Origin of the sequence: Paenibacillus apiarius (genome assembly GCF_017052585.1) — a bacterium.
Classification (GTDB): Bacteria; Bacillota; Bacilli; order Paenibacillales; family Paenibacillaceae; genus Paenibacillus_B; species Paenibacillus_B apiarius.
Window position 1 is genome coordinate 4,685,069 of the sequence record NZ_JAFFHZ010000001.1, and the last position, 16,957, is coordinate 4,702,025.

General features: G+C 50.9%; 16 protein-coding genes. All 16 read left to right on the forward strand.

All coding sequences use genetic code 11. The annotated features are described in order from the left end of the window. Positions 1–49: 49 nt before the first annotated feature. A complete protein-coding gene (gene rnpM / locus JSQ80_RS20935) occupies positions 50–361 on the forward strand; it encodes an RNase P modulator RnpM (protein WP_206096556.1) in 312 nt (103 codons plus the stop codon). After that, positions 354–677: a L7Ae/L30e/S12e/Gadd45 family ribosomal protein gene (locus JSQ80_RS20940; protein ID WP_087432879.1), complete on the forward strand. Its 324-nt coding sequence runs from the start codon at positions 354–356 to the stop codon at positions 675–677. The genes rnpM and JSQ80_RS20940 overlap by 8 nt, the downstream gene beginning before the upstream one ends. Further along, a complete protein-coding gene (gene infB, locus JSQ80_RS20945; RefSeq protein WP_206096557.1) occupies positions 670–3,294 on the forward strand; it encodes a translation initiation factor IF-2 in 2,625 nt (874 codons plus the stop codon). The genes JSQ80_RS20940 and infB overlap by 8 nt, the downstream gene beginning before the upstream one ends. Before the next feature lie 54 nt (positions 3,295–3,348). After that, the gene (gene rbfA, locus JSQ80_RS20950; protein WP_087432881.1) at positions 3,349–3,705 is read left to right on the forward strand and encodes a 30S ribosome-binding factor RbfA; all 357 of its coding nucleotides are present in this window, start codon (positions 3,349–3,351) and stop codon (positions 3,703–3,705) included. Further along, on the forward strand, positions 3,702–4,778 hold the full coding sequence (locus tag JSQ80_RS20955; protein ID WP_240463736.1) for a DHH family phosphoesterase: 1,077 nt from the start codon (positions 3,702–3,704) through the stop codon (positions 4,776–4,778). The genes rbfA and JSQ80_RS20955 overlap by 4 nt, the downstream gene beginning before the upstream one ends. Next, a complete protein-coding gene (gene truB / locus JSQ80_RS20960; RefSeq protein WP_206096558.1) occupies positions 4,775–5,689 on the forward strand; it encodes a tRNA pseudouridine(55) synthase TruB in 915 nt (304 codons plus the stop codon). Before JSQ80_RS20955 ends, truB begins: the two co-directional genes overlap by 4 nt. A 197-nt stretch (positions 5,690–5,886) precedes the next feature. Then, positions 5,887–6,867 (forward strand): bifunctional riboflavin kinase/FAD synthetase, encoded by a 981-nt coding sequence (locus JSQ80_RS20965; RefSeq protein WP_087432884.1) that lies wholly within the window; start codon positions 5,887–5,889, stop codon positions 6,865–6,867. A gap of 161 nt (positions 6,868–7,028) precedes the next feature. After that, positions 7,029–7,298, forward strand: a complete 270-nt coding sequence (rpsO, locus tag JSQ80_RS20970; RefSeq protein ID WP_087432885.1) for a 30S ribosomal protein S15 — start codon at positions 7,029–7,031, stop codon at positions 7,296–7,298. A gap of 236 nt (positions 7,299–7,534) precedes the next feature. After that, positions 7,535–9,745, forward strand: a complete 2,211-nt coding sequence (gene pnp / locus JSQ80_RS20975) for a polyribonucleotide nucleotidyltransferase (protein WP_206096559.1) — start codon at positions 7,535–7,537, stop codon at positions 9,743–9,745. A gap of 164 nt (positions 9,746–9,909) precedes the next feature. Continuing rightward, positions 9,910–10,923 carry a polysaccharide deacetylase family protein gene (locus JSQ80_RS20980; protein WP_206096560.1) on the forward strand — a complete coding sequence of 338 codons (1,014 nt, stop codon included), beginning with the start codon at positions 9,910–9,912 and terminating at the stop codon, positions 10,921–10,923. 60 nt (positions 10,924–10,983) lie between these two features. After that, a complete protein-coding gene (locus JSQ80_RS20985) occupies positions 10,984–12,258 on the forward strand; it encodes a M16 family metallopeptidase (RefSeq protein ID WP_336245795.1) in 1,275 nt (424 codons plus the stop codon). Then, positions 12,227–12,685: a dUTP diphosphatase gene (dut, locus tag JSQ80_RS20990; protein WP_240463737.1), complete on the forward strand. Its 459-nt coding sequence runs from the start codon at positions 12,227–12,229 to the stop codon at positions 12,683–12,685. Before JSQ80_RS20985 ends, dut begins: the two co-directional genes overlap by 32 nt. A gap of 172 nt (positions 12,686–12,857) precedes the next feature. After that, the gene (gene dpsA / locus JSQ80_RS20995) at positions 12,858–13,757 is read left to right on the forward strand and encodes a dipicolinate synthase subunit DpsA (protein WP_206096562.1); all 900 of its coding nucleotides are present in this window, start codon (positions 12,858–12,860) and stop codon (positions 13,755–13,757) included. After that, positions 13,754–14,344: a dipicolinate synthase subunit B gene (locus tag JSQ80_RS21000; RefSeq protein ID WP_087432891.1), complete on the forward strand. Its 591-nt coding sequence runs from the start codon at positions 13,754–13,756 to the stop codon at positions 14,342–14,344. Before dpsA ends, JSQ80_RS21000 begins: the two co-directional genes overlap by 4 nt. Before the next feature lie 121 nt (positions 14,345–14,465). Beyond that, a complete protein-coding gene (locus JSQ80_RS21005) occupies positions 14,466–15,506 on the forward strand; it encodes an aspartate-semialdehyde dehydrogenase (protein WP_206096563.1) in 1,041 nt (346 codons plus the stop codon). Between the two features lie 222 nt (positions 15,507–15,728). Further along, positions 15,729–16,946, forward strand: a complete 1,218-nt coding sequence (gene dapG / locus JSQ80_RS21010; RefSeq protein WP_087432893.1) for an aspartate kinase — start codon at positions 15,729–15,731, stop codon at positions 16,944–16,946. The last annotated feature ends 11 nt before the right edge of the window (positions 16,947–16,957 follow it).

Below are 16,957 nucleotides of genomic sequence, written 5' to 3' on the forward strand. Positions count from 1 at the left end.
CGTAGCCTTCTCCGGATGGTACGATCGGATCGTAAGGGGGGTATGAGTCATGAGACAAAGAAAAGTGCCGCTGCGCAAATGTGTCGCATGTCAAGAAATGATGCCGAAGAAAGAACTTATTCGTGTTGTAAAGACGCCCCAGGATGAAGTGCTAATCGATTTAACAGGGAAAAAGTCAGGTCGCGGCGCCTATTTGTGCGGAAAGCTATCCTGCTTTAAGCTGGCTCATAAATCGCGCGCTTTGGATCGGGCGCTGAAGCATCAGGTGCAATCCGAAATATACGAGCAGCTTGCTAACGATTTCGTAAAGGTGGAAGATGAATTCCGCGCCTTGCAGGAGCGGGAGGACGATGATGAGTAAGCTGATGCCGCAGCTTGGTCTCGCGCGCCGGGCAGGCAAGCTCGTTACAGGGGACGAGAATGTGATGAAGGCGGTTCGAAGCAAGCAAGCGCGGCTCGTATTCGTTGCGGGGGATGCATCGGAGAACACGAAGAAGAAGTTTCGGGATAAATGCAACAGCTACAGCGTGCCGCTTGTCATCGGATTTGACCGAACGATGCTCGGGGGGAGCCTCGGCAAAGCGGAACAGGTAGTGTTGGCGGTGACGGATCATGGGTTCGCGAACATGATGCAGAACGGACTGAAAACTATGTCGGAGGTGGAGTATATTGACTAAACAAGAGAAGGACAATAAGGACAAATTGAGAGTGTATGAATATGCAAAATCGCTCAATATGAGCAGCAAAGAAATTATTACGATTCTCAAGCGTATTAACATTCCAGTAAATAACCATATGAGTGTAATGGAGAATGATGCAGTGGCAAAAGTAGAACAGTTTTTCAAGGACGTAAAAGCAAATGCGCAAGCGAAACGTGAAGGCGGACCGCAATCCAAGCCGCAAGCGCAAGCCCAAGTCAGTCAAGTAAGCAGCAAAACTGCCGAAACGCCAAAAAGAACGGAAAACAGCAGTAAAGAAAACAATGACAATAAGCAGCGTCAAGGACAACGTGAAGGACAGCGTCATCCGCAGCGCGATGGTCGCGACCAGCAGCGTGATGGCAATCGCAGCGGTTCGCGTGACGGACGTCCGTCAAGCCCAGCGGCTTCTTCGGATCGCAACGCTAACCGTGGCGGAAGCCGAGATGGTCAAAGAGAACAACAGAGACAGGGCGATAGACAAACATCTATGAATACTAGACAAGGCAACAATCAAGGGAAACCGAACGGACAAGGCGATCAACGCAGACCGCAGCAAGGCGGCCAATCCAATAATATGAATCGTGGCGGGCAACAGAGACCTGCGCCGCAGCAGTCGCAGCGCCAGCAGCAGCCGGCACGCAGCTTCGATTCGAATAACGATAACGCATCTCAGAAGCCAGGCAACAAAAATCAAAGCAGAAAGCCGAATTCCGGTTCCAAGCGCTTTGATGACAACAGAACTGGCGGGAACATGCGTGGCGGACGCGGCGGACGCGGCGGCAAAAACCGCGGCAGAGGGAACAACCAGCAGCAAGTGCAGCGTGAAAAAATCGACAATACACCGAAAAAGATTATTGTGCGCGGAGAGATGACAGTCGGAGAACTGGCGAAGTTGCTCCACAAGGATGCTTCCGAAGTCATCAAGAAGCTCCTATTCCTTGGCGTGATGGCGACCATCAACCAAGAGGTCGATTTGGAAACGATTCAACTGATTGCCGACGAGTTCAAGGTTGAAGTGGACTTGAAGCTGCCGGTATCCGAGGATCCGTTCGAAGACACAGAAGAAAAAGACGATGAGGCCGACCTGCAAGAGCGTCCGGCTGTCGTTACGATTATGGGTCACGTCGACCACGGGAAGACAACTTTGCTTGATGCTATCCGCAAGACGAATGTAACAAGCGCTGAAGCGGGCGGCATTACGCAGCATATCGGAGCCTACCAAGTTGAATTCAACAATAAGAAGGTAACGTTCCTCGATACACCGGGTCACGAAGCATTTACATTGATGCGTTCACGCGGTGCGCAGGTTACCGACATTACGATTATCGTCGTAGCGGCGGATGACGGCGTCATGCCGCAAACCGTAGAAGCGATTAGCCATGCGAAAGCAGCCAATTGCCCAATTATCGTTGCGGTGAACAAGATTGATAAGCCAGAAGCGAATCCGGATCGCGTGAAGCAAGAATTGACGGAATATGAGCTCGTTCCGGAAGAATGGGGCGGAGACACCATCTTCGTCAACGTGTCTGCCAAGCAGCGCATGGGACTTGATGAGTTGCTCGAAATGATTCTGCTCGTCGCGGAAGTAAATGAGTACAAGGCGAACCCGGACAAACGCGCCCGCGGCACGGTAATCGAAGCCGAGCTTGACAAAGGCCGCGGACCGGTTGCGCGCATTCTCGTGCAGCACGGGACGCTCAAAGTCGGAGACGCCTTCGTAGCCGGCACATGCTTCGGGCGTGTGCGTGCGATGGTGAATGATCGCGGCCGCCGGTTGAAAGAAGCAGGTCCGTCTACTCCGGTAGAAATTACGGGTCTGACTGATGTTCCGCAAGCAGGCGATCCGTTCATGGCGTTCGAAGACGAGCGTAAAGCGCGCTCTATTGCAGAGAAACGCGCAACGACATACAGACAAAGCCAACTGGGCGCCAATACGCGCGTAACGCTTGACGATCTGTTCAAGCATATCAAAGAAGGCGAAATGAAAGAGCTGAACGTCATTATCAAAGGGGACGTGCAAGGCTCCGTCGAAGCGCTGCGCGGCTCGCTGCAAAAAATCGACGTCGAAGGCGTGCGCGTCAAGATTTTGCATTCCGGTGTCGGCGCCATTACCGAATCCGATATCATTCTGGCGACTGCTTCCAACGCGATTGTCCTCGGATTCAACGTCCGTCCGGATGCGCAGGCGAAGGCAACTGCGGATGAAGAGAAAGTGGACATTCGTCTGCATCGCGTCATCTACACAATCGTGGAAGAGATCGAGCAGGCAATGAAAGGAATGCTGGATCCGGAATACAAAGAAGTTGTTATCGGTCATGCCGAAGTCCGGAATACGTTCAAAATCAGCAAGATCGGCACGATTGCGGGCTGTATGGTTACGCAAGGCAAGATTTCCCGTGCGGCAGAAGCTCGCTTGATTCGCGATGGCATCGTCATTTTCGAAGGGAAAATCGACTCGCTCAAGCGCTTCAAGGATGATGCAAAAGAAGTCGCACAAGGATATGAGTGTGGAATTATGCTGGATAAGTACAACGATCTCCGAGAAGGCGACGTCATCGAGGCGTTTGTCATGGAGACGGTTGAACGCAAGTAAGCACACCTGTATCGCGGCATCTTCCACAGCAACTAATGAAATGAGGTGTTTCCCATGGCGAACATTCGTGCTGGACGGGTTGGCGAACAAATGAAAAAGGAATTGAGTCAACTTATACAACTGGAGTTAAAAGATCCTCGCATCGGCTTTATTACGGTGACGGGAGTAGACGTGACCAATGATTTGTCGCTTGCGAGAGTCTATCTCAGTGTCATGGGCGATGAAGAACAGAAAGAACAAACGATTAAAGCGTTGGATAAAGCAAGCGGATTTCTCCGTTCCGAGGTTGGAAAACGAATCCGTCTTCGCCATACTCCAGAGCTGACGTTCAAGATAGATGCTTCCATTGAATATGGAAGCCGAATTGAAAAGCTGCTTGGCGATATTCGCGAGGGGAACGATACACCATGACGCAGCGCAGCAGGCAGGGACAAGTAGAATCGAGCTTAAGGCTCGATTCACTTGTCTCATCAGAGAACTGCATGGCGGAGCAGCCGTCACCGTCCTACGTTGCTGAATTGCAAAAAGCTTGCGACTTTATTCGCGCTTGCAACAATGTGCTTGTCGTATCCCATGTTCAGCCTGACGGAGATGCGATAAGCTCGACCCTCGCGATCGGTTGGCTGCTCCGTACATGGAACAAAACGTTCATGATGGTGAACGAGAACGGAGTGCCGCATCGGCTGCGCTATTTGTCAATGTCCGAAGGCATCCGCTCTTATGCCGATGAAGAGGAGCAACAAGCGCAGCTTGCGTATGACACAGTCATCTGCGTGGATTGCGCGGATTACTCCCGCATCGGCAAAATTGCGCAGTGGATAGTCAAAGATGCCCGCATCTTGAACATAGACCATCATCCGACTAACGATCGTTATGGCGAAGTCGCGCTGATTCGGGAAGATGCTGCAGCAACAGCCGAGATTCTGTTCGATATGCTGCAAGTGTCTGGCGAAGAACTCGATTCGGAAGTGGCCACGATGCTGTATACCGGCATTTTGACCGACACTGGGGGCTTTCGTTACAGCAATACGACCCCGCATGTAATGGCAATTGCGTCACAGCTGCTCAAGCATGGGGTGGATGGCAACGATATAGCTGATCGACTGCTGGAGAAGATGTCGATGGCGCAAGTTCAGCTCATTAAGCGCGGGCTTTCGCGGCTGTCCTTCACTCCCGATCAGAAGATTGGCTGGCTCTACATTTCACCGGAAGATATGGTTGAGACAGGAGCTTTGAACGAGGATTTGGAGGGGCTTGTCAATTATCCCCGCAATATTGAAGGGGTGGAAGTCGGCCTGTTGTTCAAGCAGGTGGATGAGAACGCAGTCAAGGTCAGCATGCGTTCTGCCGGAACGGTGAATGTCGCTGAGATTGCTCAGCATTTCGGTGGCGGAGGACATGTGGTAGCTGCCGGATGCAGGATTAACGGACGATTGCATGATGTCATTACTATGGTTGTAGAACGGGTGAATCAGTCTTTATGACAAAGTATCATGGCGTGCTGCCGGTATGGAAGCCGACGGATTGGACATCGCATGATGTCGTAGCGAAGGTTCGCCGACTGATTTGGGAGAAACGAATCGGCCATACAGGCACATTGGATCCACAAGTGGTAGGCGTGTTGCCGCTGTGCGTAGGAAAGGCGACTCGCTTGGTGGAATATTTACAGGAGCTGCCCAAAGAATATGAAGCGACGCTGCGCTGCGGTGTATCTACGAATACGGAAGATATGAGCGGAGAAGTGATAGAACGAAGCGATGCTTCTCATCTTACTGAGGACATGGTAAGAGCGGCCATTCTAGCATTTGTGGGCAACATCGAGCAAGTGCCGCCAATGTTCTCGGCCGTCAAGGTGAACGGCAAGCGATTATATGAGCTGGCGAGAGAAGGAAAATCTGTTGAACGTGCTCCTCGTCAGGTGACGATATACAAGATTGAACTACAGGAAATGCAGCTTGGACAAGCCGAGCCAGAAATACGGTTTCGCGTCTTGTGCTCCAAAGGGACTTATATTCGCACATTATGTGTGGATATCGGCCGCAAGCTGGGCGTCCCGGCAGCGATGTCCAATCTGAAGCGGACGCAATCCGCCAACTTCACTGAAGAGCAATGTGTGACGTTCGAGCAGATTGAACAGGCCATCGCCGAAGACACCTTCGCATCGATGCTTGTTCCAGTGGATGAAGCTATATCCTATATGCCGAAGTTGCGCGTAACGGAGCGATATGCGCCGTATGCCACTCAAGGACGAGGCATTCCGCTTCATGCTTTGACTCCGCAACCTTTGACGAATAGCACTGTTCGGTTGTATGATGAACAGGGAACCTTTTTTGGAATCTTCCATATACCCGAGGGGCAGGCGGAGCTGCGCCCTGTCAAAGTATTTCTGCCTTAACGAAAGCTGTTGCTTGCAAGCGCGTAGCGAAGAGAGAGACAGCGCAAATGGAGTAATCTGGTACTCTTTTTGCGCAACCCTTTTGTCTTATATTGTGAAAGGGAGAACATACTAGAAATACGATGAACAACCTCTAATAGTAACATAAACGGTTTGTTACAACCGCAAAACGATAGAATGCAGGGGCTCTGATTACGATGGAAACGATACCTTTACACGCACCGCTCGATGATGCGAGCTGGACTTCATGCCGACAACCGCAAGTGTTGGTACTAGGTCATTTTGATGGAATTCATACAGGACATGCTCAAGTGATCCAGCGTGCGCTGGACTACGGAGCAGAACACGGCTTGCCGGTTGGATTGATGACCTTTCATCCGCATCCGAAAGGTGTATTCGGCAGAGCCGAATACCACCGCTTCGTGACGCCGTTAATGGAAAAGGAACGGATTTTGTCCCGAATGGGTCTGGATCGCTTGTACGTTGTTCAGTTTGACATGTCGTTCTCCCAAGTATCGGCACAGAAATTCGCCGAGGCCGTATGTGCGCTTGGGGTGAAGCATGTAGTCATCGGCTTTGACTATCGATTTGGTCATCGCGGGGAGGGAACGGCTGAAATGTTGAAAGACTGGGGAAATGATTGCTTCACGGTAGATATTGTGCCTGCATACAGCGAAGACGGTACGAAAGTAAGCAGTACGCGTATTCGTCAATGCTTGGCTCAAGGCGACATTGCGAAGGCCAACCAGCTGTTGGGCCGGCCCTATTTGATTCAGGGCGAGGTCGTTCATGGAGACGCACGCGGCCGGACTATCGGGTTTCCGACAGCCAACGTCAATCCTGAGGAGCCGTATATTATTCCTGCGATCGGAGTATACGCCGCCAAGGTGAAGGTGGGCGAGACATGGCATGACAGCGTGCTGAGCATCGGTTTGAAGCCTACGTTCAAGTCAGGCGAGACTGTTCCGACCATTGAAGCGCATCTGTTTGATTTCGATGCCGATATTTATGGGGAAACGATTGCCATCGCCGTTATGGACTACATCCGCTCCGAACAGAAGTTTAATTCGATACAAGATTTGATTGCACAAATTACAGCGGATGCGGTGGAAGCACGGAGACGATTGGCTGCGATGGATGCAAAACAAATGTTCTCCTGCGCGGCTCAAGAGCGATAAGCGCTGAAGCGAAAACATCGTTTTACTTTTGCTAATGATGATGCTATACTAGTAACGTTGTCGCATTGGCGGCACTTGTCCTTAGCTTGGTTACTCGATCTCACCGACGGTAACGAGGCTAACGGCGTACATGAACATACACATATTAGGAGGTGAATAGGATGGCATTAACTCAAGAGCGCAAACAGCAGCTTATTGAAGAACACAAGACGCACGCATCGGACACGGGTTCTCCGGAAGTGCAAATCGCTATCCTTACGCAGAACATTATTAATTTGACGGAGCATTTGCGCACGCACAAGAAAGACCATCATTCCCGTCGTGGTTTGTTGAAAATGGTTGGTCAACGCCGCAAGCTGTTGGCTTACTTGAAGCAGAAAGACGTTAAGCGTTACAGCGCATTGATCGAAAAACTCGGTCTTCGCCGTTAATAGCACGACCCCAAGCAGCCTGGTTGTTCACCGCCGCCTGATAGTGCGGCATGCAACCGGGTTGCTTTTTAGTGATTAAGAAAGCTCATACATAATGATATGGGACATGCTCCTTTGCAGTGCAGGTTCAAAAGGTATTTTTGAACATCGAATTGAGACGGTATTTCAAACAGAATGCAGGAAATACTGGGAGTAGTGCCGAAATGATTAATGTTTACAACTTAAGGAGGGATCCGATGAACCGCATCGAGATGGAACTTGGCGGAAGAACGCTCGTAATGGAGACAGGCCTTCTGGCCAAGCAAGCAAATGCGGCGGTTAAGGTTCAGTATGGCGACACGGTCGTGCTATGTACCGTTACGGCGTCGAAGGAACCGAAGGATTTAGATTTCTTTCCGTTAACCGTCAACTATGAAGAACGTTTGTATGCTGTTGGCAAAATACCTGGAGGATTCATCAAACGTGAAGGCCGGCCAAGCGAGAAAGCGATTCTTGCCAGCCGACTGATTGACCGTCCGATTCGTCCGCTGTTCCCGGAAGGGTTCCGCAACGACGTGCAAATCGTTGACCTGGTCATGAGCGTAGACCAAGACTGTCCTCCGGAAATCGCGGCGATGATCGGTACATCCGCTGCATTGACCATATCGGACGTGCCGTTTAACGGACCGATTGGCGGCGTCATTGTCGGGCGCATCGACGGACAGTTCATTATTAATCCGACTGTAGAACAAGAAGAGAAGAGCGACATTCATCTTACCGTGGCCGGCACGAAAGAAGCTATCATGATGGTTGAAGCCGAAGCGGACGAAGTACCGGAACAGGTAATGCTTGAAGCGATTATGTTCGGTCATGAAGAGATTAAAAAGATCGTCGCTGTCATTGAGAAATTTACGGAAATGGCAGGCGTGCCGAAGATGGAAGTCAAGCTGCACGCCGTGGAAGCCGACGTAAATGAATCTGTGCGCGCATTTGCCAAGGAACGTCTCGTTGAAGCGATCCGCATTCCGGAAAAACACGCCCGTCAAGAAGCTATTGACGTTATCAACCAAGAAACGGTTGCCCATTTCGAAGAGATCTACATGGAGGCGCCGGAGAAGCTGGATGATGTCAAAGAAACGTTGTACGACATTGTAAAAGAAGAAGTTCGTCGTCTGATTACGCATGACAAAGTGCGCCCGGATGGACGTAATCTGGATGAAATCCGCCCTATCGAATGCGGCACAGGACTGCTTCCGCGCACACACGGTTCAGGTCTGTTCACGCGCGGCCAGACACAAGCGCTCAGTATTTGTACGTTAGGCGCGCTGGGCGACGTGCAAATCTTGGATGGCCTCGGTCTGGAAGAATCGAAACGCTTCATGCATCATTACAATTTCCCTCCGTTCTCCGTAGGCGAAGCAAGACCGCTTCGCGCGCCAGGACGTCGTGAAATCGGTCATGGTGCGCTCGGGGAGCGTGCGTTATCCAAAGTCATTCCGCCGGAAACGGAATTCCCGTATACGATTCGTCTCGTATCCGAAGTGTTGGAATCGAACGGCTCTACGTCGCAAGCCAGCATTTGCGCAAGCACATTGGCGATGATGGACGCAGGCGTTCCGATTAAAGCGCCGGTTGCCGGAATTGCAATGGGTCTGATTAAAGACGGCGAGCATTTTTCCATTTTGTCGGATATCCAAGGGATGGAGGACCATCTCGGAGATATGGACTTCAAAGTGGCAGGTACGGCAGAAGGCGTAACAGCCATTCAAATGGACATCAAAATTGACGGCATTGACCGTGATATTTTGACGCAGGCGCTTGCGCAAGCTCGCGAAGGCCGTATGTTCATTCTGGGCAAAATGCTGGAAGTGATTCAGCAGCCGCGCGCTTCGCTGTCTCCATATGCGCCGAAAATCCTTATCATGCAGATTAATCCGGATAAAATCCGCGATGTTATCGGAGCCGGCGGCAAGGTCGTCAATAAAATTATTGATGAGACCGGCGTTAAGGTGGATATCGAGCAGGATGGACGCATCTTCATCGCATCTCCAAGCGAAGAAGCGAACGAACGCGCCCGTGAAATGATCGAAGGCATCGTGAAAGAAGTGGTCGTCGGTGAAACCTATACCGCTACAGTGAAGCGCATTGAGAAGTTCGGCGCGTTTGCAGAGATTCTTCCGGGTAAAGAAGGTCTGGTGCATATTTCGCAATTGTCGACCGAGCGTGTGGGCAAAGTAGAAGATGTCGTATCCATCGGGGACAAGATTGAAGTGAAGGTCGTCGAAATCGACCAGCAAGGCCGCATCAATCTGTCGCGCAAAGTGTTGCTGGAGCCAGCTCAATCAACAGATGGAACTGCATCCGAAGCGCCAGCTGGAGGAGAGCGCCCGCGGAATAATGGCAGCCGCCACAATCAGGGTGGACAACGTCCGCCACGAGGCCCGCGCCCGCCGAAGCCGCAAGCATAAGTGGCTTCAAACGCCTGTTGGCGATTATAGGATTCAAGGAAAGAGGCAGAATGTTTCTGGCTCTTTTTTTTGTCTTTTTTTCCGTATTCTCCGTTCCAATCATCCTTGTCCGCATAAGCTTAGCCGAAATGGCATAGAATCAAAAGGACAAACTTTGGAAGGGAATGGACGTCATGCGGCCTGTCATATGGAAATGGATTGCAATTGCGGCGAGCGCATTCGGAGTTCTGTTTATCGCTTCCGCGACCGATGTGGGGACCTATATTCAGGAACGCAGATCAGAGCTTGTCATGACTGAAGCGTTCCAGACGGACTCGATTGATGCATTGGAGCATGATCCGCTCATGCAGCGGATTGTGGCGGAAGCGAAGCAGCATGAGATTGCGCCGGTAAATGCCCGAATCGATCGAGTGTGGAAAGCAATTCCCGGGTACAACGGAGTCGGGGTCGATATTGAACAGACCTACGAAGCAAACAAGGGGAAACCGGAGCAGGGCGAACTGAAATGGGTGCTGCGCGAGGTGAAGCCGGAAATATCGCTGCGTGATTTGGAGCCGCAGCCGATATACAGGGGAAATCCAAATAAGCAAATGGTAGCGCTCATGATTAACGTCGCATGGGGGAACGAGTTTATTGCCCCGATGTTAACGGTGCTGCAGGAGGAGAAGGTAAAGGCAACCTTTTTTCTGGATGGAAGCTGGTTGAGTAAAAATCCCGATGCAGCGAAGCAAATTCAAGCCGATGGACACGAATTGGAAAATCATGCGTATACGCATCCAAATATGAGCGAGCTTAGCGCAGGCCTGCAGTCGCAGCAAATCGAGAAGACGAAACGGCTGCTGAAGGAGACGTTAGGCGTCGAAAACAAATGGTTTGCTCCTCCGTCAGGCGACTTTAATGCGTTGACAGTAAGGACGGCGCATGCGCATGGTCTGGCAACCGTCTTATGGACGCTTGATACGGTGGACTGGAAGAAACCAGCTCCATCCGCCATTTTGCAGAAAGTAAGGTCGAAGGTCGAAGCGGGCACGCTCATTTTGATGCATCCAACCTCTTCATCCAGCCGCGCATTGCAGGATATGATACGCATCATCAAAAGCAAAGGACTGCATCCTGGAACGGTGAGCGATACACTGTCCGAACAACGCTTGCCTGTTGTTCCAGTTGAGAGAAGATAAGTTTTTTGGTAGGATTAGATAGGCATGCATGGATAGAATTACGGATGAGGAGGATTTCCGGTGGAGAAAGTGCAGTTACGTAACGGTCTGCGTGTCGTTATGGAAAAAATACCGACCTGCCGTTCCGTTTCTTTCGGTATATGGGTAAAGACGGGTTCACGACATGAGGATGAAACGACCAACGGTATTTCTCATTTTATTGAACATATGATGTTCAAAGGCACAGAGCGATTCGATGCGAAATCGATAGCGGATTCGTTCGATGCGATTGGCGGGAACGTTAATGCGTTTACCTCCAAGGAATATACATGCTATTACGTGAAGGTGCTTGATGAACATTTGCCGCTCGCGGTCGACGTGCTTTCGGATATGTTTTTCCGCTCGACGATGAACGAAGAAGAACTGATGAAAGAGAAAAACGTCATCTTGGAAGAGATCGCGATGTATGAGGATACGCCAGACGATACGGTTCACGATCTCGTCACGCGCGCGGCTTACGGAGCACATCCGCTTGCTTACCCGATACTTGGAACAAAAGAGCGGCTGTCCCCGATGGGACCGGATCACCTGCGTCAATATATGCGGGAGCATTATACGATCGAAAATACGGTCATCGCCGTGGCCGGCAACTTCGATGATTCGATTGTCGAACTGCTGGAGAAGCATTTCGGCCATTTCGAAAATACGCATCGGTCCTCATCGATTACGCCTCCGGGCTTTCACAGCGAATTGCTCTATCATAAGAAGAAGACCGAGCAGAATCACATCTGCTTGAGCTTGCCGGGCTGCTCCATGACCGACCCGCGGCTATACGCGATGATATTGCTGAACAATGTTATCGGCGGCGGGATGAGCTCGCATCTGTTCCAGGAAATTCGCGAGAAGCGCGGTTTGGCATACGCTGTTTATTCTTATCATTCCTCTCATGCGGATACCGGCCTGTTCACGATCTACGCGGGAACTGCTCCGAAGCAGACGCAGGATGTGCTTGATCTGACGCTGCAGGTATTAGGAGATTTAGCCGTGCAAGGCTTGTCCGAAGAGGAGCTGCGCAAGGGTAAGGAACAGTTGAAGGGGAATTTGATTCTGGGCCTGGAAAGCACCGGAAGCCGCATGAACCGGTTAGGGAAGAATGAATTGATGCTCGGCAAACATTATACATTAGATGAAATCATAGCACGAATCGAAGCGATCACAATGGAGGATGTTTCATTTGTGCTGCAGCGCATGCTGTCGCAACCGTTCGCGGTGTCAATGGTCGGTTCCAGCGACCGTGCAATATCGGCTTTCAGGAGGGATTGTCTTGTTACAGCAGGATCATCAAGTACAAATTAAAAGGTTACCCGGAAATGAAGATATTCCTTTGCCACAGAAAATGTCTGATTTAGCAGCTGGCTTTGATTTATATGCAGCTGTGGAAGAGCCAATAACATTGGCGCCGGGACATCGCGCATTGATTCCGACAGGCTTCTCGATGGCAATGCCCGCCCATTTGGAGGCGCAAATCCGGCCGCGCAGCGGTCTTGCCTATAAGCAGGGCATCACGTGCTTGAATTCTCCCGGCACGATCGATGCGGATTACCGCGGCGAGGTTAAGGTGCTGCTCGTGAATGTGGGCCAGCAGCATTTCACCATTGAACGCAAAGAACGGATTGCGCAGATGGTATTCCAGTTCGTACCGCAGATCCGAATAGTCGAAGTTGATGAATTGTCTGATACCGTACGCGGTGAAGGCGGATTCGGACATACGGGCACAAAATAATCGGCATCATAGCGCAGTCTGCTTCTTAACCGGGAGCGGCTGCGTTTTTTGTTGATCTAGCACCTGTTTGAAGATTTCGTTGCAGGCAGATTAACTTGTGTCTGCACCCCTTTATGGGCTCACGCATAAGATGTTATATACGTTTGGGCTCAGAAAGGAGTGAACAGCGACTATGTTAACCGGAGTTCAAGTCGTGTTCATCGGTGGGGACGCACGTCAGCTTGAAATTATCCATAAATTAATCGAACTCGACGCCAGCATTACGCTAGTCGGATTTGACCAGCTCCAGAACCCGTTCCATGGCGTCCAACGTCAGCCTTTGACACCGGAGCTGTTGAAGGTTGCCGACGCCATCATGCTGCCGGCCGTAGGCACTGACGATAACGGCAAGGTGCATGCGATATTTACTTCGGACGAATTGACGCTAACCGAAGAACATATGGCGGCGTTACCGGAGCATTGCGTCATTTTTACGGGGATGGCAAAGCCGTACTTAAGCAAGCTATGCACGAAATACCGGATTGCGCTCGTCGAATTGTTCGAGCGGGACGACGTAGCGATATACAATTCCATCCCTACCGCAGAAGGAGCGGTAATGATGGCAATCCAGCAAACCGATATTACGCTGCACGGCTCGGAGTCGGTCGTTCTTGGCATGGGGCGGACCGGATTTACGCTGGCACGCACTTTGCTTGGATTAGGAGCGAATGTTCGTATCGGGGTGCGCAGGGATGAGCATTTTGCCCGGGCGACGGAGATGGGTTTCAAGCCGTTTTTTCTAAGCGAATTAGCCCGGCAGGTGTCAAATATCGACTTGCTTTTTAATACGATACCGACTATGATAGTCACAACGCAGGTCATTGCCCAAATACCTAATCGTGCGGTTATTATTGACTTGGCCTCCTTCCCTGGCGGCGTTGATTTTCGCTTTGCGGAGAAGCGCGGCGTCAAGGCGATGTTAGCTCCCGGCTTGCCAGGCATCGTTGCTCCGAAGTCGGCGGGACGCATCTTGGCGCACTGCATAACGAAGCTGCTTCTCGAGTTTATGCGGAATCGGGGGAATGGGCAATGAACTTTCAGGGGAAGACGGTCGGATATGCATTAACGGGTTCTCATTGCACATTTGCGGAAGTCATGCCGCAGATACAGCGGTTTGTCGACGCCGGAGCGCGCGTCATTCCCATTGCATCGCAAACGGTGATGACAACGGATACGCGCTTTGGAACGTCTGATAATTGGCAACAGCAGTTGAAAGAGATTACGGGGAATGATATCATTTCCACAATTGTAGAAGCCGAGCCGCTTGGCCCGACCAAGCTATTGGATGTGATGGTCATTGCGCCGTGCACCGGCAATACGACAAGCAAGCTCGCCAATGCGATGACGGACAGTCCCGTCTTGATGGCGGCCAAGGCGCAGATGCGCAATCAGCGTCCGTTAGTTGTGGCGATTTCGACGAATGACGGACTTGGATTGAACGCAGCCAATATCGCCAGATTGTTAGTCGCCAAGCACATTTATTTCGTGCCGTTCGGTCAAGACAATCCGGCACAGAAGCCGAATTCCCTCGTGGCACGCATGGAATTGGTTCCGGAAGCGTGTCTTGCGGCTATGGAAGGAAGGCAGATCCAGCCGCTCCTTATTGAGCGATTTCAATAGACAACATAGCTAATTACGCATAATATAATATAAATGCTTATTTCAAAAAAGGCCCCTTTTCAACACCGATAAGCGTGATTAAAAGGGGCTTAGATTGATGGGACAGAGGGGAGAAACACATATGACGAATCAGAAGCGGTTTAATGTTGCTGTAGTGGGCGCAACAGGCGCAGTAGGGGGACAGATTGTCAAGCTGCTGGAACAACGCCAATTTCCGGTCAACACACTGAAATTGTTGTCATCGGCTCGTTCCGCCGGCACGAAGCTTTCGTTTAACGGTCAAGAGTTTGCCGTTGAGGAAGCGAAGCCGGAAAGCTTTGAAGGAGTCGATATCGCATTGTTCAGCGCCGGCGGCGACGTCAGTAAAGCGTTAGCTGCGGCGGCAGTCGAACGAGGTGCAGTCTGCATAGATAATACCAACGCCTTCCGTATGGATCCGGATACGCCGCTTGTCGTTCCTGAAGTGAACATCGAGAAGGTTAAAGAACATCAAGGTATTATCGCGAACCCGAATTGCTCTACCATTCAGATGGTGGCAGCTTTGAAGCCGCTGTATGATCGTTATGGAATCTCCAAAGTGATTGTATCCACTTATCAAGCGGTATCCGGAGCGGGAAGCCGCGCGATTGACGAACTGCTTCGTCAGACGAAAGCGGCGTTGGAAGGAACGGATGTGAATCCGGATATTTTGCCGGTCGGTTCGCTTCCGGTGAAGCATCAGATCGCATTTAATGCCATTCCGCAAATCGATAAGTTTCAGGATAACGGCTTTACGCTGGAAGAAATGAAAATGATCCGTGAAACGAAGAAGATTCTGGACGATGAAGACATTCAACTAACGGCTACTTGCGTTCGAATTCCAGTCGTTAGCGGACACTCTGAATCCCTATATGTTGAATTGAAAGAAGATTTCCAAATGGATGAAGTCCGTCAAATGCTCGCGGACGCCCCAGGCTTGACTTTGGTGGATGATCCTGAATCTCAGCAATACCCGTTGGCTACAGAATCTGCCGGTAAACCAGACGTATTTGTCGGACGCTTACGCCGTGATTTGTATGAGCCACGCGCCCTTAACATGTGGGTCGTATCAGACAACTTAATGAAAGGCGCTGCATGGAACGCGGTTCAAATCGCAGAATACATCGCTGCGGAGCGGCAGTAAGACAGCAAGCCGCTCTTGCTATTCACCATTAACGAACGTTTGACTTCGGTGAACAGCTAAAGCAAAATCAACATTCCTTAAGGCGATAAAACCTACCTCTAAACGCGGCCTCTAACTTTAGTAAAGCTGCGATAGAGGTTTTCTCATGCCAGCTGGCAAGCTAGGTTTTCTTTAGCTAACGATGTTTCTGCCGTTCAGTCTTCATAAGTTGGAGGAATTACAATGCGCATTTTAGTTCAAAAATTTGGCGGAACTTCCTTGTCTTCCGCAGAAGCCAGGGACCGCGTCATTCACCATATACGTCGTGAATTGGCTCAGGGATACCGTCTGGCGGTTGTCGTGTCGGCTATGGGGAGACGGGGAGAACCATACGCAACCGATACGCTGCTAGATTGGATCGGTCAAAACGGAGACAATTTGCCCGCTCGCGAGAAGGATTTACTGCTGTGCTGTGGTGAAATTATATCCGCGACAACGCTTTGCAGCTTGCTGCAAAATGCAGGAATTACCGCGACTGTCCTTACTGGGGCGCAAGCGGGATTTAAAACCGACAATCATTACGGCAATGCTCGAATTGTGGATGTTCGTCCGGAACGCGTCATTGACGCGTGGAAGGAGGCCGAGGTTGTTATCGTGACCGGTTTTCAAGGACAGACGGAAGACGGCGACTTCACAACGCTTGGCCGTGGCGGCAGCGATACTTCCGCAACGGCGCTGGGCGCGGCATTGCATGCGGAAATTGTCGATATTTATACCGATGTGAACGGTATTTTAACGGCAGACCCCCGGCTGGTGGAAGATGCAAAGCCGCTTACGGTCGTTAGCTATGCCGAGATATGCAATATGGCGCATCATGGGGCGAAGGTTATTCACCCGCGCGCCGTCGAGATTGCAATGCAAGCTCAAGTGCCTGTCCGTGTGCGTTCCACTTTCAGTGACGACGAGGGAACGCTTGTTACGCATCCGGAAGGCTTTCGTGATATCGAGACGGGTATCGTTGATCGCTTTGTGACTGGGATCGCATACGTAAGCAACGTAACGCAAATTACGGTGGAAGCCCGGGAAGGGGCTTATGATTTACAACTTCAAGTGTTCAAAGCAATGGCTCAAAATCAAATTAGCGTTGATTTTATTAATGTTACCCCTTCGGGAGCAGTTTATACGGTATTCGACAACGATGCGCCACGCGCCCTGCACGTGTTGGATGAGATGGGGTATGCTCCAAGGTCATTGTCAGGGTGTGCGAAGGTTTCGATTATCGGAGGAGGCATCAATGGGGTTCCGGGTATTATGGCTCATATCGTTGAAGCCTTGACGGAACAAGAGATTCAGATTCTGCAATCGGCTGACTCCAATACAACGATATGGGTGCTCGTGCGGAAAGAAGATATGGTTCGCGCATTGCGTGCGCTGCATGCTAAATTTGAGCTTCACCGATAAGTTGGCTCTGC